The following is a 26,840-nucleotide window of genomic DNA, read 5'->3' on the forward strand; positions in this document are numbered from 1 at the left end:
TGATATGCTTATTGTTCCACGTGGAACATTGTTGTTGATTAATTTTTAGAGTTTGCAAATATACGCTGAAAATGTGGATATTAAACGTATTTAGCTAGGTAGTAATCTTCTTTTGACCTCATGAGCTCTTGGTCTTTGTCCGTTTTGTCTTTATAGCCACAATAATGTAAAACACCATGAGCCATAACTCTAGTCAATTCATTTTTAAAACTGACATTAAAATCTGAAGCATTATCTCTGACTCTATCTATTGAAATGTAAATATCTCCGTGTAATTCTTTTCCTACAGAATAGTCAAAGCTAATAATATCTGTAAGTGTATCATGGCTAAGAAAATCGACATTGATTTTATGTAAATAATCGTCAGAGCAAAAGATGTAATTTATCTCTCCTTGGCGACAATTTTCTTCTTCGATTAAACCAGAAATCCACTCGCGTTTTTGGTCTTCGTCTTGAAGTTTAAAATCAATTTCGTAGTTAAAGCTAATCATTCTTATTCTTAAAATAATCCTGCAATTTCTTTTTGAATTGCGAGCGCAAAGGTAAGGCTTGTCTATTTAAAATTTCTGTAGTGTTGAAATATTGTTTCGCTGTAGGGATTTGACTTTTAGCATTAAAATTGTGTTCTTTTCTATTAGTTTTAGACTCGCGCTTTTCGTCTTCGCCTTGCGTAAATGTCGCATTCTCTAATTTCAGTAATTGATGTTGCAAATCCATCATTTTTTGAAGCGTTTGATTGGTGAATCCTTTATTGATTAAATCTAATTCTACTTCTTCCATTTGCTTAATTAAATCACCTGCATTGCCTTGACTTCCTTCTTTTCCAATTTTGTCCTGAAGGGCTTGACGCAACTTTTGCTGCTGCTGATAAATTTTATATAATTCGCCATTAAATTCTTCACTACCACCATCTCCATAACCGTCATTTTTTCCATCTTCTCCAGGCTTTCCATCTTTTCCTTCACCTTCTTTACCATTTTCGCCTTGCTTGCCTTTTCCATCTTTACCGTTATTCCCTTCTTTTCCTTCTCCACTTTCTCCGCCAGATTCTTGTCCTGATTGACCGCCCTCCCCTTCTTTTCCTTGTTCGCCTTCCTTTTCACCCTCTTCTCCTTTTTTACCTTCTTCACCGAGCTTTTTCATGGCTTCTTCCATTTTTTTATTTAGCTCCTCTTGGCTCATAATAATATCTGGAAGTTGCATCTCTCCTTCTCCACCTTGTCCTGGCGTCCTATTCATCTGCATTTCCATGTTATCTAAAATATTACTTAACATGTCTGCTAAAGTATTAGCCGCTGTAATTGTGTACTGTTGAGAGGAAACGCCTTGGTAAATTCTGTTTTCTGTAAGCTGACTTAAGCTTTTATCTATATTGAAATAAACATCTGTAATCTGAGAATTAATTTTTTCTGAGATTTTTGGATTACGTAAAGACAGAGCAAAAAGGCTGTCGTCTACATGTTCAAAATGTTCTTTTAGTGTACTCTGTTTTATAATAAACTTACCGTATTGATTATGGTTGACATTAATCTCGTTAAAGCGGTCCATCAAGCTTTCTTGGTCAAAAGAAAACAGCACCAAATTATCTAAGATTTGACGTAGCATTTCTGCATCTTCCTCCATTTGTTGGCCACCACCGCCACCGCTCATCATGTTTTGTTTCATGAGTTCGCTAAGTTGCTTCATTTTTTTTGCAGCAGCTTTTTGCTTGTTTTTAGCCTTCTGCATCTGCAGAGGCGTCATTGGTTTTTGCTCTTGCTGTTCGCCGTCTTGCTTCTCGCCTTCTTGTTGCTCAATGTTTTTTTCTTCGCCATCTTGTTTCTCACCTTCTTTCTTTTCTTGGCTATCTAAATTCTCTTTTGCTTCTTTTTGGTCTTGCTTTATACTCTCCTCCGTTGGCTCATCACGTTCAATATCCATTGGTTTTTTAAGCTTTCGGTTTTCGCTTTTTAACTCGTCAATGGCTTTTTGGATATCTTCAAATTCTTTATTAAGCTTTTCTTGAGCTTCCTTTGTGTTTTCTTTTTGGTTCTTCTCTGAAAGTTCTTCTTGCTCTTTTGATAAATCCTCAAGCTGCTTCTGAATCTTCTCTTGCTTTTTTGTTACATAAAAACGTTTGGTCAACTCTAAGAGTTGTTGCATACTACGCTTTTTGTTCTTGTTCTGCTTAGCTAATTCTTCAAGTTTTTGGCTGAACTCTTCCTTATTAATCTTCTCGGTCATTTTCTCTAACTCTTCGAGAAGCTTTTCGTCCTTTTTTAATTGTTCTTCGTTTTCTTTAAGACGTTCTTTTAGTTCTTCTTTAAACTCATCTTTCTCACCATCTTCTTTATCTTTCTGAAACTCTTCTAAATTTTCTTGCAGCTTTTTGTTGAAATTCTTCATCAACTGCTCTTGTTGTTTCTGTCGTTTTAGAAAGTTTTCAAATTTCTTTTTATCGTTAAAATTTAAGGCTTCTTTCTCCTTCTGAGTCTTAGCTAATTCTTCAAGCTTCTTGTCTTGCTCTTTAAGCTTTTCAAATGTTTTGCTGATACTCTTTATAGTCTCGTTCTGCTCGTTTAATTGCTTAGATTCTTCTTCCTCGGCTGTACGCTTTCTATAGCTAAATACAGTGCTTTTTACACTTTTAAAATTGTGAATAGCATCATTATCAAACACCTCAAAATAAAGCTCATAAGCAACGCCTTCTTTAATGTTTAACTGGTCTGGAAACGCACTTACAAATTCTGAAAAGTTTGATTTAGAAATCGTAATAGGCAGTACCTCTTTTTCGTTCTCACTTTCTGAAGGATAATACACCAAATTGAGTTTTTGCAATCCGTAATCGTCACTAGCTTGACCATAGAAGTAAAGACTTTGTTGGTCTAATGAATCTTTCTCAACCTTTATATCCAATTCAGGATAAGTGTCTTTAATTACATTAATGGAAAAGGCTAAACTCTCGTAATTCTTTAAGTTTTCATTACTCGTGTTAATGCTGTAGTTGTAGTTTTTATAAAGGCGTTTTGTAGCTGTAAAAATATCTTTATTCTCAATCTCAAAGTTTAGAGTGTCACTGCTGTAAATAGCAACTTCAGAGGTTGTTTTTGTGTTGACTTTCCAAGATACTTTTGTGCCCTCTGGGATAGTTGTGCTCCCAGTGCTTTTTAGAATCTCGTCTCTTTTTTTTGTATGACTTGGGTAATCTAAAACCATGTCGAAACCAATAAGTGTTGGCACATTAACAACACTTAGTTCGTAAGCTTTAGACACCACATCGTTTGCCGATAAGGAAAACTGGATATTGCTTTTTGGTTGACTAAAGCGATATTGAAATTCACCAGGAACATTCTGTTGTAAAAAATAAGTTTGTCCGTTATAATCTATCTGAACTTGGTCTGGAATAACGTCACCCACCGTTTTAACAATGAGTGTGAAGTCTTTGTTTTCTATAGCCTGAAGCTCATCGTTAACTACAAAAAATTGAAAAGGCGCTGGCGGCTCGTACGCGGTTTGGTAGTTTACTACGCGCTCATAACTATCACTAAACCAATTGATTTTACCTGTAATAAGTGATAATAAAAGTATAATCACTGGAATAGCGGCATATTTGAGATACTTTAAACTTGTCTTAAAATTTACTGCTGTTTGAAAAGGAATGGGTTTTAACTCTGCGGACTTTTGTTCTATACTTGCTAATAATAAGTCAGACTGATGCTGATTTTGATTAAGCTGAAGTACGTTGAGCAATTTATCATCGACCTCAGGAAAATGATTCCCGATTAATTTTGAAGCTGTTTCGTAATCAATCCCTTTTCTTAAGTTAAAAAGTTTGGCTAAAGGAATAACTATAAACTTTGTAAAAAGCCCTACTTCTACAGCTATAAATACCCAAAACAAGATAGTTCTTGCGGTGGGGTTGAGCCATAAAAAGTATTCGATAAGCAAGGTTATCATAAAATAAAGTACACCTATTGCAAAAAATAGGATAGCACCTTTCAGCAATTCATTGGTATAAAATTTCTTTATAAACTGCTCTAATTTATCTTGTATCGTTTGGAAATTGCTCATCTTTACTCGAATAACTCACTAAACTACAATTTTATTTTTAGTGTTGATTTCCTAAATTTGATAAGTTTCTGTTAATTTAGGCTGTTTTAGTGTTAAATTGACTTCAAACAAGCCTTATATAAAAAAATACGTTTTAAATGAAAGACCTCAAATATCTCGCTGCATTTTCAATTCCTACAGTTGCTTTTTTAGGACTATACTTTCAAGGCTATTGGGTATGGGCAACGCCCGTATTTGCTTTTGTATGTATCCCTGTTTTAGAGCTTATTTTCCCAGTTGATACAGAAAATTTATCTAAAGAAGCTGTAGATAGTCAACTCAAGAAACGTCTGTTCGACTGGTTGCTATACCTCAATCTTCCAATAGTTTTTGGATTAGTGATTTTTGGTTTGTTTACGGTTTTAAATTCAACGTTAGAAACCTATGAATTTGTAGGTCTTATTTTTTCTGTCGGGATTGTATTAGGTGTTAACGGTATCAATGTTGGGCATGAGCTTGGTCATAGACAATCTACCAGCGAGCGTTTCATTGGGAAAGCTTTACTATTACCTTCTTTTTATATGCATTTTTACATTGAGCACAACTATGGGCATCATTTACATGCAGCTACACCAGAAGACCCAGCTACAGCAAGATATAACCAAAGTGTATATTCGTTTTGGTTAACCTCAACTGTGCGTCAATACTTTAGTGCTTGGCGTATTCAGAAGAAATTATTAGAAAATAACAATCAACCCTTTTTCTCAGTTAAAAACGACATGCTTTGGTATACTATTTTTCAATTAAGTTATTTATTAGTAGTCTTCTTTTTGTTTTCTATGACTGGGTTAGTTTTTGCTCTAGCTTCAGGTGTTGTTGGTTTTGTTTTGCTTGAAACCGTTAATTATATTGAACATTATGGTTTACTAAGATTAAAAACAAAATCGGGACGATATGAGCGCGTAAGAGAAATGCACTCATGGAATTCTAATCACGTGATTGGACGTATTGTACTGTATGAATTAACTCGCCATAGTGATCACCACTACAAGTCTTCAAAGAAATATCAGATTTTAGACTGTCATGATGAGAGCCCACAAATGCCCTACGGCTATCCAACATCAATGGTGTTAGCTATGTTTCCGCCGCTTTGGTTTAAGGTAATGAATAAGCGTGTGCCTAGAGAAATGGTTTTAAACTAATCAAAACTTCCTTCTTCGAGCTTCAAACTTCTTAGCTTTAATTTTATCTTTGCACGAGATTCTGAAACAAGTTCAGGATGACAAAATATTTATTATTTCGTTATGTCTAAAAACGTTCGTGTGCGCTTTGCGCCTAGTCCAACTGGTCCTTTACATATTGGTGGTGTAAGAACCGCGCTTTTCAATTATTTATTTGCTAAAAAGCATGGTGGAGATTTTGTGCTTCGTATTGAAGATACAGATCAAAACCGTTATGTTGAGGGCGCTGAGGATTATATCGTTGAGGCTCTAAATTGGTGTGGTATTCCATTTGATGAAGGTCCTGGAAAGAATGAGAAGTGTGGTCCTTACAGACAAAGCAAACGTAAGCATTTGTACAAACAATATGCCGACCAACTTGTTGCAAACGGGAACGCTTATTACGCCTTTGATACGTCTGAAGCTTTAGATTCAGAGCGAAAGAACCACGAAGCCGAAGGTAAAACCTTTATCTACAATTGGCATAATCGTGAAAAAGGACGTTTGATAAACTCTTTAGTTTTAACTGCTGAAGAAACACAAGCTAAAATTGATGCTGGGGAAAATTATGTGATTCGTTTTAAGTCACCTCAAGACGAAACGCTTCATCTCAAAGATATTATCCGTGGAGATATCTCCATTGATACTAATACTTTAGACGATAAAATTTTGTTTAAAAGTGACGGCATGCCAACGTATCACCTAGCAAATATCGTGGATGACCATTTAATGGAAATTACACACGTAATTCGTGGTGAAGAGTGGTTGCCAAGTTTAGCATTACACCAATTATTATATAATGCTTTTGGTTGGAACACTCCAGAATTTGCGCATTTACCTTTGATTTTGAAACCAACAGGAAAAGGGAAATTAAGCAAGCGTGATGGTGATAAATTAGGTTTTCCTGTGTTTCCATTAGCTTGGACAGACCCAAAGACAAACGAAATGGCTAGAGGTTATAAAGAAGATGGCTACTTTCCAGAAGCTGTTGTTAATTTCTTAGCCTTTTTAGGTTGGAATCCAGGAACTGAGCAAGAATTATTCAGCTTAGAAAATTTAATTTCAGAATTCGATTTAGTTAGGGTAAATAAAGCTGGTGCACGTTTTGACCCAGATAAAACCAAGTGGTTTAATCACCAATACATGCAACAGCAACTCGATTTAGAATTAGCTGAGAATTTTAAAACACAACGTCCTGAATTAGCAGACATTGATATCAACTACATCGCCTTAGTGGTTGGTTTAATTAAAGAACGTGCCACATTTGTAAGTGAGTTTTGGGATTTAAGCCACTTCTTCTTCTCTGCTCCAACGGCATATGATGAAAAAGCGTCGAAAAAAGCCATTAAAGAAGACACGGTAGAAATCATGCAAAAGGTAATTGAAATTGTTACCGCAACGAGAGAATTTACAGTACAGAATCTTCAGTCTAAACTCAAAGGTTGGATAACTGATAACGAAATAGGTTTCGGGAAGGTAATGATGCCTTTGCGTTTAGCTTTAGTTGGTGCGCTTCAAGGGCCTGATGTGTTTGAGATAATGTTTATGATTGGTAAAAACGAAACCGTAAAGCGTATTGAGGCTTTGATTAAAACGGTTTAGAATATGACCATTGCTGAGAATACCAGCATGCTTTGGTTGCCTTTAAAGTCGTTATTCTCAGAGAAGTTTTGATTGTTAAGCTTATTTAGCATATTCGTAAATCCGTAGATGTATTGGGCTCTGACTTTAAATTTATCAAACCCTGCTGAGACACCTACCGCTCCATTGACATTAAATCTAGATATTTCAGAAATGTCTTTTGCTGTTATCGTATTGTAGCCACTCACTAAGTAATTCTCTTTAGCTTCGTCTTGAATATCTAAATTACTGTTGTACTGTAGCATTGGACCAGCATCTATGGTAATATGGTTTTTAATTAATTTTAAGTGACCTAAAAGCGCTACTTGAGCCGTAAACAATTTATAATCCACAGCCTCTTCTTGAGAACCTCCTGCAGACAGTGCTAAAATACCAAGCTTATTTTCTGAGAACTGAATATTATAGCTCACATTATACCATTTGTGAGGTAAATCTACTGTTGCTGCTAGGCCAACAAGCCAACCATTGTCTTTTTGAGTCACTAAACTATTCGTTTCAATATCAAACTGAGTAAGGCCGCCATAAATCCCAAACCCATTTTGAATACGATAATTTTGTGCAAATAATGATGATACAAAAAACAGGCTAAATAAAGCAAACGAGTAAAGCGCTTTTAATTTCATGGTTGGGAGATTTGGTTGTAGAAGACAAACCTAATCAAATTCTAAACAAGGTGTATTTATTTTTTTGAGTAAAAGTCGTCTTCTCTCAAAATATAACTTAATTTTAGTAGCAATTATTGTAACAACTTAAACACATACTATTATGCCACCTTATTATTTATTTCCTATTATTTTCCTTGGAATTATCATTCTTCTAGGCGCTTTCTTTATTGTGAAACAACAAACCGCTGCGATTATAGAGCGTTTTGGAAAATTCCACAGCATCCGTCAATCAGGTTTACATATCAAAGTCCCATTGGTAGACAGAATTGCGGGCCGTTTGAGCTTAAAGATTCAACAATTAGATGTTATTATTGAAACCAAAACCCTTGATGATGTGTTTGTTCGCTTAAAGGTTTCTGTACAATACAAAGTTATCAAAGACAAGGTGTATGATGCTTTCTATAAATTAGATTATCCGCACGACCAGATTACGTCTTATGTATTTGATGTAGTGCGTGCCGAAGTGCCTAAAATGAAATTAGATGATGTCTTTGTGCGTAAAGATGATATTGCTATTGCTGTTAAGACAGAACTAAATGATGCTATGATAGAGTATGGTTACGACATCATTAAAACTTTAGTAACTGATATTGATCCAGATGCGCAAGTAAAAGAAGCTATGAACCGTATTAATGCTTCTGAGCGTGAAAAAATTGCGGCTCAGTTTGAAGGTGATGCTGCGCGTATTTTAATTGTAGAAAAGGCAAAAGCTGAAGCCGAAAGTAAGCGTTTACAAGGTCAGGGTATCGCCGACCAACGTCGTGAAATCGCTAGAGGTTTAGAAGAATCTGTTGAAGTGCTTAATCGCGTTGGAATCAACTCACAAGAAGCATCTGCACTTATTGTAGTAACTCAGCATTACGACACACTACAATCGCTTGGAGAAGAAACTAATAGTAACCTTATTCTATTACCCAATGCGCCACAAGCTGGTAGCAACATGCTTAACGATATGGTGGCTAGTTTTGCAGCCAGTAACCAGATTGGTGAGGCTATGAAAAAAGCAGATGCTGATAAGAAAAAAGATGCTTAAAGAATTTTTTCTGTCATTTCGAGCGGTAGTCGAGAAATAATTGTAAGTTCTTATCTAGACATCTCGACTGTCGCTCGATGTGACAGTTATTTATTAAATTTTCTGTTTTATTTGTTCTAATTCCATCCACATAGAATGGCACCCATGACTGCTAAGGTTACAATCCAGTAACCCGCATTAACAAAGATGTATTTTGCACTTTTGCGCTCAAATAAGGCAATGGTACCAATGATTGGTAATGCACCAAAAATCCCAAAGATAGTTCCATGTAAAGCGCCGTGCTTAAATGTTCTAAAATCTGTGCCATAATCTGCCATAAACGCTTCAAATGAAGGCTTTGCTAGTGTAGGGTCACCTCCAACCATACCAAGAGCGCCCCATTGGTGATTTGTAAATTGCATCAAGAGCACTGCTAAAAGCGCTGAGAAAAGTAAAGCTAATCCAAAAATAACGGCCATGTTTCCGCTTTTCATTTTTTCTTCAGTCATTCCAGATGCGCGCATCCACATATTTCCGAAACCGATTTTTGGGTTGTACCAAATAGAGCCAATAACCAGTGCTGCTACTGCCGCTACAGGGATGGCAATAGGATTAATAGGTAATTCCATGATTGTTTGATTTTTTAGTTAGTAATGAATTAAAAATACAAAAAAACCTCTAAGCCTGAGACTTAGAGGTTTTTCTAATACATAATATCAATAATTAAAGTGCCTGTGCTTCTTTAACCAACAATTCATTCTTGTCCTCTAGAGCTTTACTAATAAAAGTATCAATTGCTTCATTTCGCTCTTGCCCGTTTTTAAGCAATACGCTCAAAGATAACGCTACAGCTATACGTGTGCCTACTTTTTTGGTTGCAGTGCCAAATAAAGGCTCTAAATCTTCGTAAGAGACATTTTCAGCAAGCTTCAATATCTCTACTCTTGATTTTAATTGTTTTTCTTCAGGTAAGTTGGTGTACTTTTTACCTAATTGCTGAATAACACTTATTGTGGGTCGTGCTTGTTGCTGTGGTTTATTTTGATTCTGATTTTGTTGTGGCTTTGGTTTTTGTTTCGCCCAACTGTCACGTAAACTAACCGTTTTATTAAAGACTAAGGCATCTGCTTGAGAATCATTATCTACATTGAAATACCCTAAACGTTGAAACTGAAACTGCTCTCCTACTTTTGCTTCGGCTAAGCTTGGTTCTAAATAACCCTTTTTTACTCTTAATGAGTTTGGGTTAAGAAATTCCATAAAGTCTTTGTCTTTATGACCATCTGGGGCTTCGTCCATGAATAAGCGATCGTATTCTCTCACCTCAGCAGTAATAGCGTGTTTTACAGAAACCCAATGCAAAGTACCTTTCACTTTCTTTTCGGTGTCAGTAGAATAGGTACAATGAATTTCGGTAATATGACCCTCAGTATCTTTTATAACTTCATTAGCTTGAATGATATAAGCATTCTTTAATCGGACTTCTCCGCCTGTTTTTAGTCTAAAAAATTTGTTTCCAGCCTCTTCTTTAAAGTCTTCTTTTTCAATATAGATTTCTCTTGAAAACGGTACTTTACGAGAACCAGCTGAATCATCTTCAGGATTATTCTCTCCATCTAACCATTCCTCTTTTCCTTTAGGATAATTGGTGATTACGACTTTTATTGGGTCTAAAACCGCCATGACTCGGTTGGCTGTTTTATTTAAATCCTCGCGTACACAAAATTCTAAAAGCGAGACATCAATAACATTTTCACGCTTGGCCACACCCACTTTTTCAATAAACTGACGAATGGAATTTGGTGTGTATCCTCGACGGCGTAAACCAGAAATTGTCGGCATACGTGGGTCGTCCCAACCTTTAACAACACCTTCTTCCACCAGTCGTAACAACTTACGTTTACTCATTATGGTGTAACTTAAATTTAAACGCGCAAACTCTCGTTGTTTAGGTAGCATTGGCAGCTCTTCTTTTGCATAATCGTAAACATGCGCTTTAAACCAATCGTAAAGCTTTCTGTGGGGTTTAAATTCCAGTGAGCATAAAGAGTGTGAAATCTGCTCTATGTAATCGCTCTCTCCATGTGTCCAATCGTACATTGGATAAATACACCACGCTTCACCTGTTCTGTGATGATGTGCAAATAAAATACGATACATAATTGGGTCGCGCATCAACATGTTTGGGTCTTCCATATCAATCTTGGCGCGAAGCACATGCTCACCTTGTTTGAATTTACCATCTTTCATACCTTGGAAAAGCGCTAAGTTTTCTTCAACCGTTCTATCTCTGTATGGAGAATTGGTTCCAACTTGTGTTGGCGTTCCTTTTTGCTCTGCCATAGCTTCAGACGATTGCGAATCTACATAAGCCTTACCATCTTTTATCATTAGGACCGCCCAATCATATAATTTTTGAAAATAATCAGACGAGTAAAGTTCATTTGCCCAGTTGTATCCTAACCAAGCAATATCTTGCTTAATGGCATCTACGTATTCTTGCTCTTCTTTTGCTGGATTAGTATCATCGAAACGTAAATTTACTGGTGCGCCATACTTTTCACCTAAGCCAAAACTAATCCCAATTGCTTTAGTGTGCCCAATGTGTAAATAGCCATTTGGTTCTGGTGGGAAACGAAAACGTAGTTTTTCTTTTGGTAAACCATTAGCTAAATCTTCTTCTATGATATGCTCTATAAAATTGAGCGATTTTATTTCTTCTGACATGTTTTCTAAATTGAAAATAATCAATACTGCCGCTGCATTATTGAATGTCACAAAATTAAACAAAATTGTAACAAAAAGGCTTTAATTTACACCTATAGAACAAACTATAAAATCTAATAAAAATGGGATATAAATGTCCAAAATGTGATAATACAACTTACGATGTTGACGAAATGAGAGCAACTGGAGGTACGCTTTCAAAAATATTTGATGTACAGAACAAAAAATTTACTTCTGTTACGTGCAAAAAATGCTCTTACACCGAGTTCTTTAAAGCAAAAACTAGTGCTTTAAGTAATATTTTTGATTTGTTTACGAATTAGAGCCTTCGACGGGCTCGGTGTGATAGAAAGCTTTATTTTTGCTCTATGGGAATAATAAAAGTTGAAAACATACGTGTATTTGCTCACCATGGTTGCTTGGCAGAAGAAACTAAAATTGGTAGCGATTATCGTGTTGACTTAGAGGTAAAAGCTAATTTAATAACCTCTGCAAATACAGATGAGTTAGGTGATACCGTGGATTACGTATTTTTAAATAAAGTGGTACGCGAAGAAATGGCGCAACCTTCTAAATTGCTAGAAACGGTAGCTAAACGTATTTTATATCGTATATTTTCTGAGGACCAGATGGTAACAAAGGCTACTGTAAGTGTAAGTAAGATTAACCCACCTATTGGTGGTGACGTTGAGATGGTCACCATAAAAATGAGTGAAAAGCGAAAAAAACAGTAAATATTTTTATATTTGCTGTCCCAAAAGGGTGTCGTGGCCGAGTGGCTAGGCAGTGGTCTGCAACACCATCTACAGCGGTTCGAATCCGCTCGACACCTCTAGAAACCTCAACTAAAGTTGAGGTTTTTTTGTTTTTAAATTTTGAGAAAAATTAGATTAAGATTGACGTGGTTCGAATCAGGGTAAACCTCTATGTAACCTCAACAATTCGATGAGGATTTTTTACATCTAATTTCTAGACTTCGACAAGCTCAGTCCAAGTAAAAATTAATTAAAGCTCTTACCATCTATAGCGGTTTTGTGAATCTCTAAGTGTCGTAACAGGACAAACGAAACCTCTTCTTGTTTTAATTCAAGCTTATAGCTAATAATTAAATACTCCAAAGTGCCATAATATTCCGCTGGGGTCATGTAAAAAAACCTCGTTTCCCCAGTCGTTATAGACAATATTAGATAACCTAACGTTGTCGTATTTTTCAGTTAGACCTAAATTACTTATAGTTTCAAACGTGTTATCTAGATTCTCTACTTCTAAAAAAATCATAGAATTATCAACCCAGTCTTTTACGTAGGCATCTTGCAAATAGAATCCGAATTCTCCTAATCTAAAATAAGACATCTTATTTGAAATAATAATTTCAGTAAACCCTAAATCGTTATAAAAATTCCGTGATACATAATAGTCCTTCGCTCCGATAAAAGCTCTGATTGATTTTCCTTTTATTGTCATTTCTTTTGTTTTAGTTCTTGTAACAGGTAATACTCTTTCAAAATACTCTTTATAATGATATAAAATATCACAACAAGAGAAACAATTCCTGAAATCAGAATATAGGTGTAAAATCCGTTTGAAAATTCTGCTTTAAAAAAAGGTAAAAGCTTTATAAAACCATAAATATAAATACCAAAACAGATTGGTGTTATAATGTAATTGATTATTAACCTGGACTCATAGTGTTTTTTGAGATAGTGCTGATAAGCTTTGCTATCTAAAGCTACCAGCTGAATTTCTTTTCGGAATAGCGTAAACATCTCTAATAATATTCGCAAGAATAAACTAGATATCATTAAGGTCAATCCTAATGAAAAATCGTTCCATTGGTTAGTCCAAGTGTATATCGTAAAGCATACTAAAACTATCACAGTTGTGGCCATTACTACTGTACTAATGATTTGACCCCTGCGTTGTGTTTTGGCTTTTTTTATAATTTGTTTTGGATGGTCTAGCGTTAATTCACGCTCTTGACTCTTCCATATTTGGTTTAAATTTTCATTTTCCATTTGTCATACATTTTAAAAGCGCTTTTCGTATTCTACTTAATCGCGTACGTACTGCATTGTGCGCTAAACCTAGAGTTTCTGCAATAGTTGCTTGTGGTATTTCCTCTAATTCTAATAAAATTAAGCCTTTATTTTGCTCGGTAAGCTTATCTATGCAGAGATACAGTTTTGTAATTTTATCTGTTTCATCTTCATTAAAATCTTCTTGAATATCTTGGGATATGACCGTGTCATCAACTTGAATCGTTTTTTTCGGTTTTCTTAAATCACTCAAACACACATTAACAGCAATTCTGTAAATCCAAGTGCCTATAGAAGATTTTTGATTAAAGGATTTTCTATGATTCCAAACCTTGATAAAGGTCTCCTGGAGCCACTCCTTAGCTAAATCACCATCACCCGAAGCATAACCCAAGCATAGTCTAAGTACTTTTGGTGCGTGTGTATTATAAATTTGAGTGAAATCCTTTTCTATATTCATTATTTTGAGGCTAAACAGCTTTTAATTTGCTCTAAAAACCATTCTGGTTGGTCAAACATAATAAAGTGCGCTGAGTTCTCAGCTATGATTAAATCGTAGTCTTCTAAGTTAGCGTACTGGTCTATATAATTTTTGGTGACCATTTCTTTACCAAAAGGTTTATCTGCAGCTAATATGGTTACCGGTATCGTAATCTTTTTTAAATCTTCTCTAAGATCTAGTTTAAGATAATCTGTATACCCGTAAACATAGGTTTTACGGTCAGCTTCAATAATCCAATTTTTTATTTGCTCTTGAGCTTTTACATTTAAGCTCATTCCTTGAGACATACCAGCAGCTAATTGGTTAAAGTCATTTTCACTCATAGCGAGCTGTTGATTATTAAAAGGGCTCTCGTAAGCCAAGTTGTCTGGATTGTAATTTGGAAACATTAATGCGCCGGCAGCAGGTAGCGCATCTACTAAGATAATTTTTGATAGTTTTAAATTTTCTCTACTTGCTAACCATATAGCAATTGTTCCGCCTAAACTGTGGCCAATAACTGTAAGGTTTTGTAACTCTTTTTCAAGAATATAATCTTGTAACGCCTTATTTACTTTTGGTAGCCATGGAAATGCTATAGGTGCTTTTCCACCAAAACCTGCAAGTGTAACAACGTGACATTCGTAGTCTTTTGCTAGATGCTTTACGGTTTCATTCCAACTCTCTCCTGGAACAGTAAACCCTGGAATCAATAAAATAGGAACTCCACTACCTGTGACTTCTACATGTATTGGTGGGTTGTTTTCTTGGGCTTGGATTGATGAAAAAAGAACAATTGCAAAGCATAAAGAGATAATGTTTTTCATGATTTCTGAATTTAATTTTCTCTTTAGATGCAGAAATCAAAAAATGTTACATGGTTATTAAAACTTAATCATTACCCATAGGGCTGATTTTTTCAATTTGCTCTTTACTTTTCTCATACATTTCTGGGAAAAGCCCTTGGGTAAGTAGTATAATACCAAAAACTAAAATAGCTAAGGCTACTATTTTTTTGGTTTTAAAAATTCGACGTGGTGTAAGCTTACTTCGTAAACGTTTTGCAGCAGCAATTTTAAATAAATCAACAACAAAGTAGGTGACTAGCATAGTCACAACAAACACTAAAGTACCGTTTTTAGAAGTTGTAAGAGAGGTTCCTATAACAATAAAACCTAACCAACCGAGTAGAACACCAACATTAATAAAGTTGAGTAAAAAACCTTTAATAAATAACTTTCCGTAACCCTTTTTTATTTCAACCTTGTGATATTCTCGCACAATAGACCTAAATGATTTTGAAGTTTTTATAAAAGTGATAACACCATAGACAACCAATAAAACTCCGCCAAAAACTAAGAAACTTGGGTCGTCTTTTACTTTATCTACGAGTCTGTTAGTACTAAGAAAAGCTAATACTATAAAAACAACATCTGCTAGAATAACACCTAAATCAAAAATAAGGGCGCTTGTGAATCCTTTTGTTGCACTGGTTTCTAATAGCACAAAAAATACAGGACCAATAGTAAAGGCGAGTATAATTCCAAAAGGAATTGCTGTTAATATATCGTCGAACATGTAAACATGATGGTTTACACAAATGTAAGAAAGTTATAAGTAATTAAATAGCCATCTCTTACATCGACTCCGCTCAGTGACTGACACTTCTTATTGTAAATTACATTCGTTTTACACGACCGCCGAGAACTGTTTTTTGGTCTATTTCTTTTGGATTTCCGTAAATGTATACGTCGCCTCCTGCCCTAACTCTAACTTCCACAAACTCTGAAGCATTAACTCTTGCTTCTCCAGCTGCATTTATAGAAACTTCAGTGTTTTGCGTTTTGAAGTTTTCGCCATAGAATTCACCGCCAGTATAAATAGAAATATCTTGATTTTTTGATTCGCCTGTTAAAGTAATCTCTCCGCCAGTAACTGCTCTAACATCTGTATAAGTTGCTTTTACATCTGCAGTTATCTTTCCGCCTTCTTGGGCTTTAAATTTAATATCAAATTGATCTATAGTATTTTCTACAGTAATATCTGCGCCTTCGTTAGCATCAATAATATCTACAGAAGTATAATATAGCGTAACTTTTGTGTTATTACCGTCATAGGATTCTTCAAGCTCCATACGGATTTTAAGCTTTCCATTTTTGTTAACCACCTGAACGTTTCTTCGGTTACGACCTTCAATAATCACTTTATTTTCGTTTGACTTAATCATAGTTACGTTGATTAAATCAAAAGCTTTAAACTCTGAAAATTCGCCTATTTTTTTCTCGATAGTATTTTGAGAAAACACTGTTGTTGTAATAACTAGAATAAGTATTGTGATTATTTTTTTCATCTTAATTGAAGAATTTTAGAATTATACTTGTAAAGATTAATAAACAAACGATTTGTTACAGTTTTTATTTAAAAACGAATCACTTTATCTGAAAAGAACCATATTAACTGTACTTCTTTTCCTGATTGCTTTTCTATAATTTTTCGTCTTGGTGAAAAAATAGCAGCTACAACAGCAGAAATTACACCAGGTAAAGGACTATTTCCGTTTAATAAAACTGTTTTTAAAAAGAAAAAAAGAATTAAAAATATAACTAAGAATATGAGAAGAGATGCGAGTATGGCTTTAGTATTGGAATTCATAATTATACCAAAACCTTTACAGCTGTACCGGTTACCGAAACCATAGGATAGTTAGTAGTGGTTAACTCAATTTCTATTTTTATACCAACAATAGCATTTGCACCTAGTGCTTTTGCATTATCTGTTAAGGACTGAAATGCACGCTCTTTAACTTTGTCAACACTGTCTTGGATTTTTTTATAGTATTTGCTTTGACTAAAGCCAACTGATAATGTTTCATCATTAATTGCAACACCAGTTACAATACCTAAATAGTCTGCAATTTTAAAACCTTCAATAGAGTTTGTTGTTGTTAATATCATAAAGATTTTGTTTTAAGATAGGCTTGCCATAACTCTTGAGGGTTATTCACAGATAAATCTACTTTACCGCAAGACCCACAGATTTGTGCTTTTAAGGCTCCTTTTTCAAATTTATTAAAAAAGACATTATCTGTTGTTTTTATTTCTATAGATAAATCTTTTTTAGCATTTCCGTGACCAAAATCTACAATGCGCATCTCATGCATTATTTTTGAAGAACCACAGGCACTACAGATATCTGATTTCATAATTTATAGAGATTATAATTTCTATATAGGTAATACTTATTTGAAGTTTGTTACAGTTTGACTAATCTTCAGGTTTTCCTACCATAAAAAAGTCGAGATGTTTTTTTACAAGGTCTGTATTCTTAACTTTTACAACAACTTCATCTCCAAGTTGGTAGATGGTGTCCGTCTTTTTACCGACCATAGCATATTGGTCTTGATCAAAATAGTAATGGTCGTCTTTCATATCACGAACACTCACCATACCTTCGCATTTATTGGATATAATTTCTACATAAATACCCCAATCGGTTACACCAGATATAACACCAACAAATTCCTCATCTTGGTGGTCTTGCATAAAACGAATTTGCATGTATTTAATAGAATCGCGCTCTGCTTTTGTCGCTAAATATTCCATATTACTGCTGTGCTTACATTTTTCCTCGTAAACCTCTTCGTTAGCTGATTTACCGCCATCTAAATAATGTTGTAGTAAACGATGTGCCATAACATCTGGATAACGACGGATTGGTGAGGTAAAATGGCTATAATAATCGAAAGCTAAACCGTAATGTCCAATATTATGCGTCGTATATTCCGCCTTGGACATGGTACGGATGGTTAATGTATCTACAAGATTTTGCTCTTTTTTACCCACAACATCTTTTAATAAATTATTTAATGATGAGGCTACTGAATTTTTATCCTTAAAATTCAGTTTATGTCCAAAACGACTCACTACGGTTTGAAGCTGCGCTAATTTAGCTTCGTCTGGCTCGTCGTGTACACGATATACAAAGGTTTTTTTAGGATTTTGTTTTCCTATAAATTCTGAAACTTTTCGGTTAGCTAATAACATAAACTCTTCTATGAGTTTATTAGCATCACGACTAGTTTTAAAGAATACGCCAACTGGATTTGCTTCTTCGTCCAGATTGAATTTTACTTCAACTTTATCGAAAGAAATAGCACCTTCGCGCATACGTTTGGCTCGCATTTTCTTAGCTAGTCTGTCTAAAACTAAAACGGCTTCAGCAATTTGCGAATCCGTATTATATTCTTTTCCTGTTAAAGAAACTTCAGTTGGAATTGTTGTATTTAACTGAGACGCCTCGACTGCGCTCAGCGTGACAGTAGGATTATTTTCTATAATTGCTTGCGCTTCTTCGTAAGCAAAACGTGCATCAGAATACGTCACTGTTCTACCAAACCATTGGTCTTTAATTTCGGCTTTGTTATTTATTTTAAACACTGCAGAAAAGGTGTATTTTTCTTCATGTGGCCGCAAAGAACATGCACCGTTAGATAAACGTTCTGGTAGCATTGGTACGACGCGGTCTACTAAATAAATTGAGGTGGCGCGCTCGTATGCTTCGTCATCTAAAACTGTCTCTGGTTTTACATAATGTGAAACGTCTGCAATGTGAATTCCGATTTCGTAATCGCCATTTTCTAAAACTTTAAACGATAAAGCATCATCAAAATCTTTAGCATCTTTTGGATCAATGGTAAACGTTAAATCTTTACGCATATCTCGACGTTTTTTTATTTCGTCTTCAGTAATAGAAATGTCTAAATTATTAGCGTATTCTTCAACTTCGTGAGGGAACTCGTGTGGTAAACCGTATTCTGCTAAAATAGAATGTATCTCGGTGCTGTGCTCTCCTGGTTTTCCTAAAACTTGAAGCACTTTTCCGTAAGGCGAATCTGCTTTTTCTGGCCAATCTTCTAGAGATACAAGCACTTTATCTCCATCTTCCGCCTTGTTAATTTTATTAATAGGTACAAAAATATCTTTGTACATCTTAGTACTATCCGCAACTACAAAAGCAAAATTCTTTTTGTCTTGTATTTGAATAGTACCTACATACTCTGTTCTGGCACGTTTTAAAATATTGGTAATTTCTCCTTCTAGCTTACCTCGTTTACGTCGTTTGTAAGCGTAAAATTCTACTTCGTCACCATCTAAGGCTTTATTAATATTGTTTGAAGCAATAAATACATCATCTTCAAAATCATCTGAGATTACATAACCATTTCCTTTGGCTGATAAATCTAAAATACCAGTATAATATTCTGCAGTAATTATAGCTTTATACTTACCTCTATCGACTTGTTCTATTTCTTGTCTTGCGGTAAGCTTAGCTAAAGTTTTAATGATTTGGTTGCGACTACTTGCGTCGTTTACACCAAGTATAGCGCCTATTTGTTTGTAATTAAAGGATTTGTTTCGCTCTTTTTTTAAAATACTAAGTATTGTATTTGTTAGGTTAGAAATGTCTTTATTGGATTTCTTTTTTTTCTTTCTTGTCATTTATAATTTTGTCATTTCATTTTCCTGAAAAGTGTCAGGAATTCTTTCTATAATCCACTTAATATCAGGCGAAGAAATTATATTAAGTTTCTACAAAGCTAAGCTATTAAAATTTAATAAGACTTTTTTAAGGTTAAATCAATTTAAAATTTGAGTTATCCACAATTATAATATCATACATTTTTTCTTTTCTAAAATTTAAAATAAAAATGATGGTTATTATAGTTTGTTAATAGCGGTATAACTTTTTATAGTGTTAGTTGTAAAAATGACTTACTGTTTTCTATTAACAAGTTATAAGCTAATTAAAGACCTAGAATTCAGTGCTTTTTGATTTACTATTCACAAGTGTTAATAACCTATACTAACGCGTTAATTTTAATAAGTCTTTTACAATTTTATGTTAGTAGACATACTTTTTTGTCTGATAACTCATCTAAAATTAAATGCTAATTTTTTTGGTTATCTAAAACCAATTTTGGTTTGTAATTTTTATTGAGAAAATAAAATATTACTTCTAAATACTTGTCAACACTTATTAACAAGTAATGAATACGCATATCAACCAATTTGAAATAATTGTAACTTTGACCAAAGTATAACACAACACAAGAATATGAAAATCTCGATAGGTAATGACCACGCAGGTCCGGATTACAAACAAGCTATTGTAAAACATCTCCAAACTAAAGGAATTACTGTAACTAATTATGGTACAGATTCTTTTGATAGCGTAGATTACCCAGATTTTGTGCATCCTGTAGCTAAAGATGTTAATGAAGCAAAAGTAGATTTTGGTATTCTTATTTGTGGTTCTGCAAATGGTGTAGCTATGACGGCTAATAAGTATCCTAACGTACGTGCTGGTATATGCTGGATAAACGAAATTACAGAGCTCACCAGACAACATAATAATGCTAATATTATTTGTATACCAGCTAGATATACAGCTATACCACAAGCTATAAAAATGGTAGATACATTTTTAGAAACGGCTTTTGAAGGCGGTCGCCACCAGAAACGCGTTGATAAAATACCAATGAGCTGTTAAAATGGGTCACGGTCATTCTCATCATCATTCTCATAGTCATAAAGACGTTAACGGCCGCAATCTTTTAATTTCTATCGTATTAAATATTGCCATTACTGCAGCTCAAGTTATTGGAGGTATAGTGTCTGGTAGCTTAGCTCTTTTAAGTGATGCATTGCATAATTTTAGTGATGTTATCTCATTAGTAATAAGTTACATTGCAAATAAACTTGTAAAACAAAAAGCATCTTTAGAACGTACTTTTGGTTATAAACGTGCAGAAATTTTGGCGGCTTTTATTAATGCTTCTACTCTTGTAATTGTAGCAATACTGTTAATCTTTGAAGCAGTTAAACGATTTCAAAATCCTCAAGACATTAAGTCTAATTTAGTTATTTGGCTATCGATAATTGCAATATTAGGTAATGGCCTAAGTGTACTGTTGCTTAAAAAAAGTGCTGATGATAACATGAATCTTAAAAGTGCCTACCTCCATCTTTTAACAGATATGATGGCAAGTGTAGCTGTGTTGATTGGAGGTCTCTTAATGAAGTATTATCAGGTTTATTGGGTAGATAGTGCTTTAACTTTAGCTATAGCATTATATCTTATAGTTATGGGTTGGGATTTACTAAAAAACTCCACCAAAGTTTTGATGTTATTTACACCAGATGATATTCCTATAGATACGATTATAAAAGATGTTCAAACGATTGAATCTATAAAAAATGTACACCATGTACATGTTTGGCAATTAAATGAAGATGAAATTCATTTTGAAGGTCATATAGATTTTACAGATGATATATCACTTTCAGAATTTGATACTATCCTTCATCAGGTTGAAGAACTTTTACTACATAAATATAATATCAATCATATCAATATTCAACCAGAATACGGTAAGCATGATAATAAAGAAATTATAGTACAAGACTAATATTCTTACAAAATTTTACACTTTCTTAACTATATATAACTTTTAATATTGTTTTTTTGGAGTGAAAGATTTCTAACCATAAATTAGGCTGGTTATTAAGTAAATAGCATTCTGTATTATTAATCGGGGGAATAATTATACAGAAAAAACCTAGAGATTATTCTCTAGGTTTTTTGATTTAAATTTGTTGTGACTTAACAGTACTATTTCATGCTACAGATTCATATAAAAGATTTTTCGCAATTAACAACAAAGGAGCTATACAGTTTACTTCAACTTAGAAGTGAGGTTTTTGTAGTAGAACAAGATTGTGTATATCAAGATGTTGATGGAAAAGATGTAAAAGCACTTCATGTGTTAGGACACAAAGAAGGAAAATTAGTGGCTTATACGCGCATTTTTAAATCCGGTGATTATTTTAATGAAGCTAGTATTGGTAGAGTAGTAGTTAAAGAAAACCAACGCCAACATAAGTATGGTTATGATATTATGGAAGCTTCTATAAAAGCTATTGAAGACCATTATAAAACAAATACAATTGTAATATCTGCACAAACCTATCTCAAACGGTTTTACAATAATTTAAGTTTTAAAGAAGTGGGAGAGGAGTACCTTGAAGATGGTATTCCACATATAAAAATGAAGAAAAACTAATCTACAACTTTAGTTACTAATAATTCTACGCGTCTATCAAGTCGCTGGGGTCCACCAAGTGGAAATTTACGCTTCATACCCACGTATTTCATTCGGCGTTTACTCACGCCTTTACTCGCTAAATATTCATAGATATATTTTGCTCGCGCATAAGACAAGTTGCGTTTTTTGGTCTTGCCATCAATAGCGTCTCGTTCGCCATTAGTACAACACACATGACCTTCAATAGTAAAGTAAATATCTTTTCGTTTTGCTAAGATTTCAGCAACTTTGATAAGAACAACCTTAGACTCTGGGATGAGATAACTGTATCCACGCTCAAACAAAAGGTTTTCTAGTAATATTTTATCACCTACTTTTAAATCGCCACTAAGGATAGATTCTAGTTTTTCAGAATTAAAGTTATTCCTTCTAGGTGGATAAACAGGAGAAACTGTAATTTCAACTTTTCTATTAAGTCCTCTAATTTTATGAACTTCATCTTCCTTTACAATACGAAGAAGTAGCTCTCCTTTCCCATCAGTGTTCGTAATTAAGGACTCATCAAATTCATTATTTGTAAGGACTTCTTTTATAGCATTAGCGCGATTTTGAGAGAGCTTCATGTTATATGAATGACTTCCTCTATCATCACAAAAACCATATATAGAAATTTTACTAATATCAATAGATTCCACATCGTCTAAGAACAAAAGAAGACGATGCATTTCGGTTTCTGGGATAGAATACATATCTGTTTCAAAATAAACGACATGCTTTATCTCGGTCTGAGAAAATAGAAGTTGAAAACCTAAAAAAGCAAAAAAACAGAACTTTTTCATTTGAGGTGTTTTCGCTTAAAAGAATAGCTAATAAAAACTATAATTACAGCTGTTACACCTTATAAATATATAAAATTTAGATGTTTAGTTTAAAATCTTATTGTATTTAGACGAATCAGATAGGATATCTAAAGCTTTTTTTATCTCAGTATTATTAGCTTTGTAATAGTCATACAATCCTTCAGAATAGAAATAACGTTTAATAATTTCGTCTCTTAATAAAAGCGATAATTTTTCTTTATCCTTGTTAATTGCTGAGGTTTTATAATTTTTTAAAGCACCTAATAGTTGCTTATATTCTGAAGATATACTTGCTTCTAATTCTTCATTTTCTGCTACTTCAAGTGCCTTATCTAAAGCTTTTTCGGTTTTTGTTTCAAAATTAAAATTATTAGAATTCAAATAAGATTTAAAAGCCTGAAAATCGCTGTCCGAAAACTTAAACCCTTCCAAATCGGATATTTTATTCTTGTAATAATAATCTGTAGCAAAGTCAAAAATTAAATTTTCTGCTTCAATAGCTTTAGTAATAGGTGTTTGTTTAGACTGAGCGATTTCAATATCTGGTTGTACGCCTCCACCATCAAAAACAGAACGCCCTTTTTTGGTTTTAAAAGCTTTGTAATCTTTCTTTTTGGTTCTCGTGGCATTTCCTTTTTCGTCTCTATTCCAATAATCCAAAGCTTGGATACAACGACCAGATGGCGTGTAGTAACGTGATATAGTAATCTTCATCTGTGTACCGTAAGTCAGCGGTTTAGGACGCTGTACAAGACCTTTACCAAAACTACGTGCGCCAATAACCACAGCACGGTCTAAATCTTGTAATGCACCAGAAACTATCTCACTAGCAGAAGCAGACTTACCATCTATTAAAACTACAACAGGAATCTCTAAGTCAATAGGGTCGCGCTTGGTATAATAGGTTTTGTTGTACTTTTTTACTTTAGATTTAGTCGTGACCACTAATTGGTCTTTAGGAACAAAAATGTTGACGATATTAACCGCTTCGTTAAGTAAACCCCCTGGATTTCCTCGTAAGTCTAAAACGATATTTTTTGCGCCAAGATTTTTTAGAGAATTAAGTGCTTTAATCGTTTGTGAAGATGCTTTTTTATTGAATTTTCGTAAAACAATATAACCGGTATCCTCATTAATCATGGAGTAGTGTGGTACCGCTTTTATTTCTAGCGACTCGCGCGTTACCTTAACGGTATTAACTTTTCCTTGACGCTTGTAGGTTAAAGACACTTCTGAGCCCGCTGCACCCTGAAGCAAATTACCGGCATCATCTTTAAAGTCTGTGATATCTACATTGTCAATTTTTATAATCTCATCACCAGCTTTTAAACCAGCTTTGTCTGCGGCATAATCTTTATAAGGTTCTACAATGACTAACTTATCTTTTAACGTTCTAACATTAGCTCCAATACCTGTATAGTCTCCAGCATTATTTATTCTTGCCGATTGCACATCTTGTTCGTTATAAAATCTTGTGTAAGGATCTAATTCCTCTAACATACTTTTAATGGCAGTATCCATCAAGTCTCCAGGATTAGTATCGTCTACATAGTTCATGTTTAGTTCTTTAAACATAGTTGTAAAGATTTCAATCTGCTTTGCAATTTCAAAGAAGTTTGAATTGAAAGCCGTAGTTGTTAAAAACACAACGACAATAGTTGTAGGAATAATTATTTTTTTATTTAGAAATCGTTTCATCTTTAGAGGTCTGTTTTAAAAATTTTTCAAACAACAGTTTCATCTTCGAATCCATAGACTCAAAAGTGATTTTATCTTTACTAATGTACAAAATCATAAAAGTGTATGATGTTGAACTTTTGTTAAAGTATTTAGGCTTATTCAGCCGGTACGCTTCACGCATTAGGCGTTTAATAGCGTTGCGATCAACGGCGTTTTTATGCTGCCGTTTACTCACAGAAACTCCTGTTTTAAGAATAGAGCCATCTTCAAAATTGTTTTCAAGATAGACTAAGCGAAGCGGAAAAACAGTAACAGCCTTTCCTTCAGAAAATAGCTCTTCTATCAGTTTTTTGCTTTTTAACTTGTCTTTTTTGGAGTAACCAAATTTCATATACGTCTCTTACTAATTACAAATGTAGACATATCCACTGCATAGACAAACCTTAGAGAGCTCGGCATGATAAAAATCATGAAAATCGCCAGTTTTAAAACTTAACTTACAATATTCTAATCAATTCTGTAACAGTTATTATGGGACAATTAAGCGTAAAACAACTAGAAACCCCAAAGCAGAAAGCCCAATACACCCATTACCTTATTAAGGATTTAGAGGTGTTAGATTTAATGTTAGAAAAAAACCTTATTGAAAAACAACCCATACGAATAGGGGCAGAGCAAGAACTTTGTATTACAACTGAAGATTTCTTTCCTAACAACAATAGTATAGAAATGCTGGAAACTATTGATGATAGTCATTTTACAACCGAAATAGGAAAGTATAACCTAGAGATTAATTCAGATCCATTAGAGTTGAAAAACGATTGTTTTTCAGAATTACACCTTCAACTAAAAACCTTACTACAAAAAGCGAAAACAGCAGGAGACCAACATAAAACCAAAGTCTTATTAACAGGTATATTACCTACATTACGGCAAAAACACATATCAGAAAAATATATGACTCCGATGCCAAGATATCATGTGTTAAATAAGTCCTTAATAGACTCCAGGAGTCAACATTTTAATATTCACATCAAAGGTGCTGATGAGTTGAGCCTTTACCATAATAGTGTAATGTTGGAGGCTTGTAACACTAGTTTTCAAACACACTTACAAATTAATCCAGATGAGTTTGTAGAAAAATACAATTGGGCTCAAGCCATTTCTGCGCCCGTACTAGCCGTATCTGCTAATTCTCCAATATTATTTGGTAGAGAGCTTTGGGCAGAGACGAGAATAGCTGTATTTACCCAAAGCATTGATACGCGAACAAACGGAATGGTTTTTAACGAAAAACAATCGCGTGTAAGTTTTGGAGATCAATGGGAAACAGGGAAGGTTACAGATATTTTTAGAGATCATATATCAAGATTTAGAAGTTTGCTAGCTCTAGATAGTTATGAGGATAGTTTAGAGATGCTTAAAAACGGAGAAATTCCAAAGTTAAGAGCTCTGCAGCTGCATAATGGTACAGTTTATAAATGGAACCGAGTTTGTTACGGTGTTGGTGGAGGAAAACCCCATTTAAGAATAGAATGTAGATATATACCAAGCGGACCAAGTCTTAAAGACGAAATTGCCAATATGATGTTTTGGGTAGGGCTTATGCAGGTTCAAACCGACGCATATAAGGACATCTCTAAAAAAATGGAGTTCAAAGCTGTTAAAAATAACTTTTTTAAAGCGGCTAGATATGGTATGGAAGTTAAATTTATGTGGATGGGTAAACTTATATCTGCTCTCGACTTAATTCTTGAAGAACTTTTACCAATGGCTAAAAAAGGTCTAGAAAAAGCGAATATTAACTCAAAAGATATTGATACTTATTTAGGCGTAATAGAAAACCGCGTTAAAGAAAAAAACGGTGCTCAATGGATGGTAAAAAGCTTTAGAAATTTACAATTAACCAAATCAAGATTTGAAGCTAGACAAGCGCTTACAGCATTTATGCACGAAAACCAGCTCTCAGGAAAATCAGTTAGCCAATGGCCAATATTAAATGACTTTGAACTTGATACTATTAAGCTTAAACCTATTGTAAAACATAGAATGCAAACCAAACTTTTTATCGTTCACGAAAGTGATAGCTTAGAGCTGGTAACTCATATCATGAAATGGAAAAAAATACACCACCTTCCTGTAGTCAATAAAACTAAAGAATTAACAGGCTTAATTACTTGGACAGATTTAATACAGCTAGGAAATACCGACTTAAAACAAACGGTTAAAGACGTAATGAAAACAGAGTTGTATACCATAAGTCAAGAAAAATCACTTAAAAAGGCAAAGCAAATAATGAGCGACGCTAAGATTAATTGTTTACCGGTAGTACACAAGAAAAAATTACTAGGCATTATCACTACTAATGACTTAAAAAGCTAATTA

27 protein-coding genes and 1 tRNA gene are annotated in these 26,840 nt (G+C 34.2%); 10 read left to right on the top strand and 18 right to left on the bottom strand.

All coding sequences use genetic code 11. The features are described 5' to 3' along the window. Positions 1-80 precede the first annotated feature (80 nt). Positions 81-491, bottom strand: coding sequence for an rRNA maturation RNase YbeY (ybeY, locus tag BUB95_RS05025; RefSeq protein WP_073083858.1), 411 nt, complete (start codon positions 489-491; stop codon positions 81-83). Then, positions 484-4,050 (bottom strand): DUF4175 family protein, encoded by a 3,567-nt coding sequence (locus BUB95_RS05030; protein ID WP_073083861.1) that lies wholly within the window; start codon positions 4,048-4,050, stop codon positions 484-486. The genes ybeY and BUB95_RS05030 overlap by 8 nt, the downstream gene beginning before the upstream one ends. A 137-nt stretch (positions 4,051-4,187) precedes the next feature. On the opposite strand from BUB95_RS05030, the gene BUB95_RS05035 reads away from it, so the two are divergent. After that, the gene (locus BUB95_RS05035; protein ID WP_073083862.1) at positions 4,188-5,231 is read left to right on the top strand and encodes an alkane 1-monooxygenase; all 1,044 of its coding nucleotides are present in this window, start codon (positions 4,188-4,190) and stop codon (positions 5,229-5,231) included. A 102-nt stretch (positions 5,232-5,333) separates the two neighbouring features. After that, a complete protein-coding gene (gene gltX, locus BUB95_RS05040) occupies positions 5,334-6,851 on the top strand; it encodes a glutamate--tRNA ligase (protein WP_073083865.1) in 1,518 nt (505 codons plus the stop codon). Here the strand turns inward: gltX and BUB95_RS05045 are convergent. After that, positions 6,848-7,513 (bottom strand): hypothetical protein, encoded by a 666-nt coding sequence (locus tag BUB95_RS05045; RefSeq protein ID WP_073083867.1) that lies wholly within the window; start codon positions 7,511-7,513, stop codon positions 6,848-6,850. The two genes, gltX and BUB95_RS05045, sit on opposite strands and share 4 nt — an antisense overlap. Before the next feature lie 142 nt (positions 7,514-7,655). Here BUB95_RS05045 and BUB95_RS05050 point away from each other — a divergent pair, with 142 nt between their 5' ends. Next, the gene (locus BUB95_RS05050) at positions 7,656-8,588 is read left to right on the top strand and encodes an SPFH domain-containing protein (RefSeq protein ID WP_073083869.1); all 933 of its coding nucleotides are present in this window, start codon (positions 7,656-7,658) and stop codon (positions 8,586-8,588) included. Positions 8,589-8,704: 116 nt separating this feature from the next. On the opposite strand, the gene BUB95_RS05055 is transcribed toward BUB95_RS05050, so the two are convergent. Together BUB95_RS05055 and BUB95_RS05060 are read right to left on the bottom strand one after the other, a co-directional pair. Further along, positions 8,705-9,196, bottom strand: coding sequence for a DUF1761 domain-containing protein (locus BUB95_RS05055; protein WP_073083872.1), 492 nt, complete (start codon positions 9,194-9,196; stop codon positions 8,705-8,707). 94 nt (positions 9,197-9,290) lie between these two features. Beyond that, a complete protein-coding gene (locus BUB95_RS05060) occupies positions 9,291-11,294 on the bottom strand; it encodes a glutamine--tRNA ligase/YqeY domain fusion protein (protein ID WP_073085088.1) in 2,004 nt (667 codons plus the stop codon). Between the two features lie 122 nt (positions 11,295-11,416). Between BUB95_RS05060 and BUB95_RS05065 the strand changes: the two genes are divergently transcribed. From BUB95_RS05065 to BUB95_RS05075, 3 genes are all read left to right on the top strand, one after another. Next, positions 11,417-11,617 carry a zinc ribbon domain-containing protein gene (locus BUB95_RS05065; RefSeq protein ID WP_073083874.1) on the top strand — a complete coding sequence of 67 codons (201 nt, stop codon included), beginning with the start codon at positions 11,417-11,419 and terminating at the stop codon, positions 11,615-11,617. Positions 11,618-11,662: 45 nt separating this feature from the next. After that, the gene (folB, locus tag BUB95_RS05070) at positions 11,663-12,028 is read left to right on the top strand and encodes a dihydroneopterin aldolase (RefSeq protein ID WP_073083875.1); all 366 of its coding nucleotides are present in this window, start codon (positions 11,663-11,665) and stop codon (positions 12,026-12,028) included. A 27-nt stretch (positions 12,029-12,055) separates the two neighbouring features. Beyond that, positions 12,056-12,126 (top strand) — tRNA-Cys (locus tag BUB95_RS05075). A gap of 266 nt (positions 12,127-12,392) precedes the next feature. Here BUB95_RS05075 and BUB95_RS05080 read toward each other — a convergent pair. The 10 genes from BUB95_RS05080 to rnr form a co-directional block, all read right to left on the bottom strand. After that, positions 12,393-12,758: a VOC family protein gene (locus BUB95_RS05080; protein ID WP_073083876.1), complete on the bottom strand. Its 366-nt coding sequence runs from the start codon at positions 12,756-12,758 to the stop codon at positions 12,393-12,395. Further along, on the bottom strand, positions 12,755-13,309 hold the full coding sequence (locus BUB95_RS05085; RefSeq protein WP_073083877.1) for a hypothetical protein: 555 nt from the start codon (positions 13,307-13,309) through the stop codon (positions 12,755-12,757). The genes BUB95_RS05080 and BUB95_RS05085 overlap by 4 nt, the downstream gene beginning before the upstream one ends. Continuing rightward, on the bottom strand, positions 13,299-13,790 hold the full coding sequence (locus tag BUB95_RS05090; protein WP_073083879.1) for an RNA polymerase sigma factor: 492 nt from the start codon (positions 13,788-13,790) through the stop codon (positions 13,299-13,301). The genes BUB95_RS05085 and BUB95_RS05090 overlap by 11 nt, the downstream gene beginning before the upstream one ends. Next, the gene (locus BUB95_RS05095) at positions 13,790-14,638 is read right to left on the bottom strand and encodes an alpha/beta fold hydrolase (RefSeq protein ID WP_073083881.1); all 849 of its coding nucleotides are present in this window, start codon (positions 14,636-14,638) and stop codon (positions 13,790-13,792) included. Before BUB95_RS05095 ends, BUB95_RS05090 begins: the two co-directional genes overlap by 1 nt. Before the next feature lie 64 nt (positions 14,639-14,702). After that, positions 14,703-15,389 (bottom strand): LysE family translocator, encoded by a 687-nt coding sequence (locus tag BUB95_RS05100; RefSeq protein WP_073083883.1) that lies wholly within the window; start codon positions 15,387-15,389, stop codon positions 14,703-14,705. Between the two features lie 100 nt (positions 15,390-15,489). Beyond that, a complete protein-coding gene (locus BUB95_RS05105; RefSeq protein WP_073083885.1) occupies positions 15,490-16,161 on the bottom strand; it encodes a head GIN domain-containing protein in 672 nt (223 codons plus the stop codon). A 68-nt stretch (positions 16,162-16,229) separates the two neighbouring features. After that, positions 16,230-16,463, bottom strand: coding sequence for a hypothetical protein (locus tag BUB95_RS05110; RefSeq protein ID WP_073083887.1), 234 nt, complete (start codon positions 16,461-16,463; stop codon positions 16,230-16,232). A 2-nt stretch (positions 16,464-16,465) separates the two neighbouring features. Beyond that, entirely contained in the window at positions 16,466-16,765 is a 300-nt protein-coding gene (locus BUB95_RS05115) for a YbjQ family protein (RefSeq protein ID WP_073083889.1), read from the bottom strand. After that, the gene (locus BUB95_RS05120) at positions 16,762-17,013 is read right to left on the bottom strand and encodes a hypothetical protein (protein ID WP_073083891.1); all 252 of its coding nucleotides are present in this window, start codon (positions 17,011-17,013) and stop codon (positions 16,762-16,764) included. The genes BUB95_RS05115 and BUB95_RS05120 overlap by 4 nt, the downstream gene beginning before the upstream one ends. A gap of 61 nt (positions 17,014-17,074) precedes the next feature. Continuing rightward, entirely contained in the window at positions 17,075-19,309 is a 2,235-nt protein-coding gene (gene rnr / locus BUB95_RS05125; RefSeq protein ID WP_073083893.1) for a ribonuclease R, read from the bottom strand. A gap of 616 nt (positions 19,310-19,925) precedes the next feature. On the opposite strand from rnr, the gene rpiB reads away from it, so the two are divergent. The 3 genes from rpiB to BUB95_RS05140 all read left to right on the top strand — a co-directional run bounded on the left by rpiB (position 19,926) and on the right by BUB95_RS05140 (position 21,933). Then, the gene (rpiB, locus tag BUB95_RS05130) at positions 19,926-20,360 is read left to right on the top strand and encodes a ribose 5-phosphate isomerase B (protein WP_073083895.1); all 435 of its coding nucleotides are present in this window, start codon (positions 19,926-19,928) and stop codon (positions 20,358-20,360) included. A gap of 1 nt (position 20,361) precedes the next feature. Beyond that, positions 20,362-21,279, top strand: a complete 918-nt coding sequence (locus BUB95_RS05135) for a cation diffusion facilitator family transporter (protein ID WP_073083898.1) — start codon at positions 20,362-20,364, stop codon at positions 21,277-21,279. 210 nt (positions 21,280-21,489) lie between these two features. Beyond that, positions 21,490-21,933 carry a GNAT family N-acetyltransferase gene (locus BUB95_RS05140; RefSeq protein ID WP_073083900.1) on the top strand — a complete coding sequence of 148 codons (444 nt, stop codon included), beginning with the start codon at positions 21,490-21,492 and terminating at the stop codon, positions 21,931-21,933. Here BUB95_RS05140 and BUB95_RS05145 read toward each other — a convergent pair. From BUB95_RS05145 to rnpA, 3 genes are all read right to left on the bottom strand, one after another. Then, the gene (locus BUB95_RS05145) at positions 21,930-22,754 is read right to left on the bottom strand and encodes an OmpA family protein (protein WP_073083902.1); all 825 of its coding nucleotides are present in this window, start codon (positions 22,752-22,754) and stop codon (positions 21,930-21,932) included. The genes BUB95_RS05140 and BUB95_RS05145 overlap by 4 nt on opposite strands. Positions 22,755-22,838: 84 nt before the next feature. Next, the gene (locus BUB95_RS05150; RefSeq protein WP_073083905.1) at positions 22,839-24,473 is read right to left on the bottom strand and encodes a S41 family peptidase; all 1,635 of its coding nucleotides are present in this window, start codon (positions 24,471-24,473) and stop codon (positions 22,839-22,841) included. Next, positions 24,454-24,846: a ribonuclease P protein component gene (gene rnpA, locus BUB95_RS05155; protein ID WP_073083907.1), complete on the bottom strand. Its 393-nt coding sequence runs from the start codon at positions 24,844-24,846 to the stop codon at positions 24,454-24,456. The genes BUB95_RS05150 and rnpA overlap by 20 nt, the downstream gene beginning before the upstream one ends. Before the next feature lie 140 nt (positions 24,847-24,986). Between rnpA and BUB95_RS05160 the strand changes: the two genes are divergently transcribed. Further along, the gene (locus BUB95_RS05160) at positions 24,987-26,837 is read left to right on the top strand and encodes a glutamate-cysteine ligase family protein (RefSeq protein WP_073083909.1); all 1,851 of its coding nucleotides are present in this window, start codon (positions 24,987-24,989) and stop codon (positions 26,835-26,837) included. The last annotated feature ends 3 nt before the right edge of the window (positions 26,838-26,840 follow it).

The organism is Winogradskyella jejuensis (genome assembly GCF_900129745.1).
Classification (GTDB): Bacteria; Bacteroidota; Bacteroidia; order Flavobacteriales; family Flavobacteriaceae; genus Winogradskyella; species Winogradskyella jejuensis.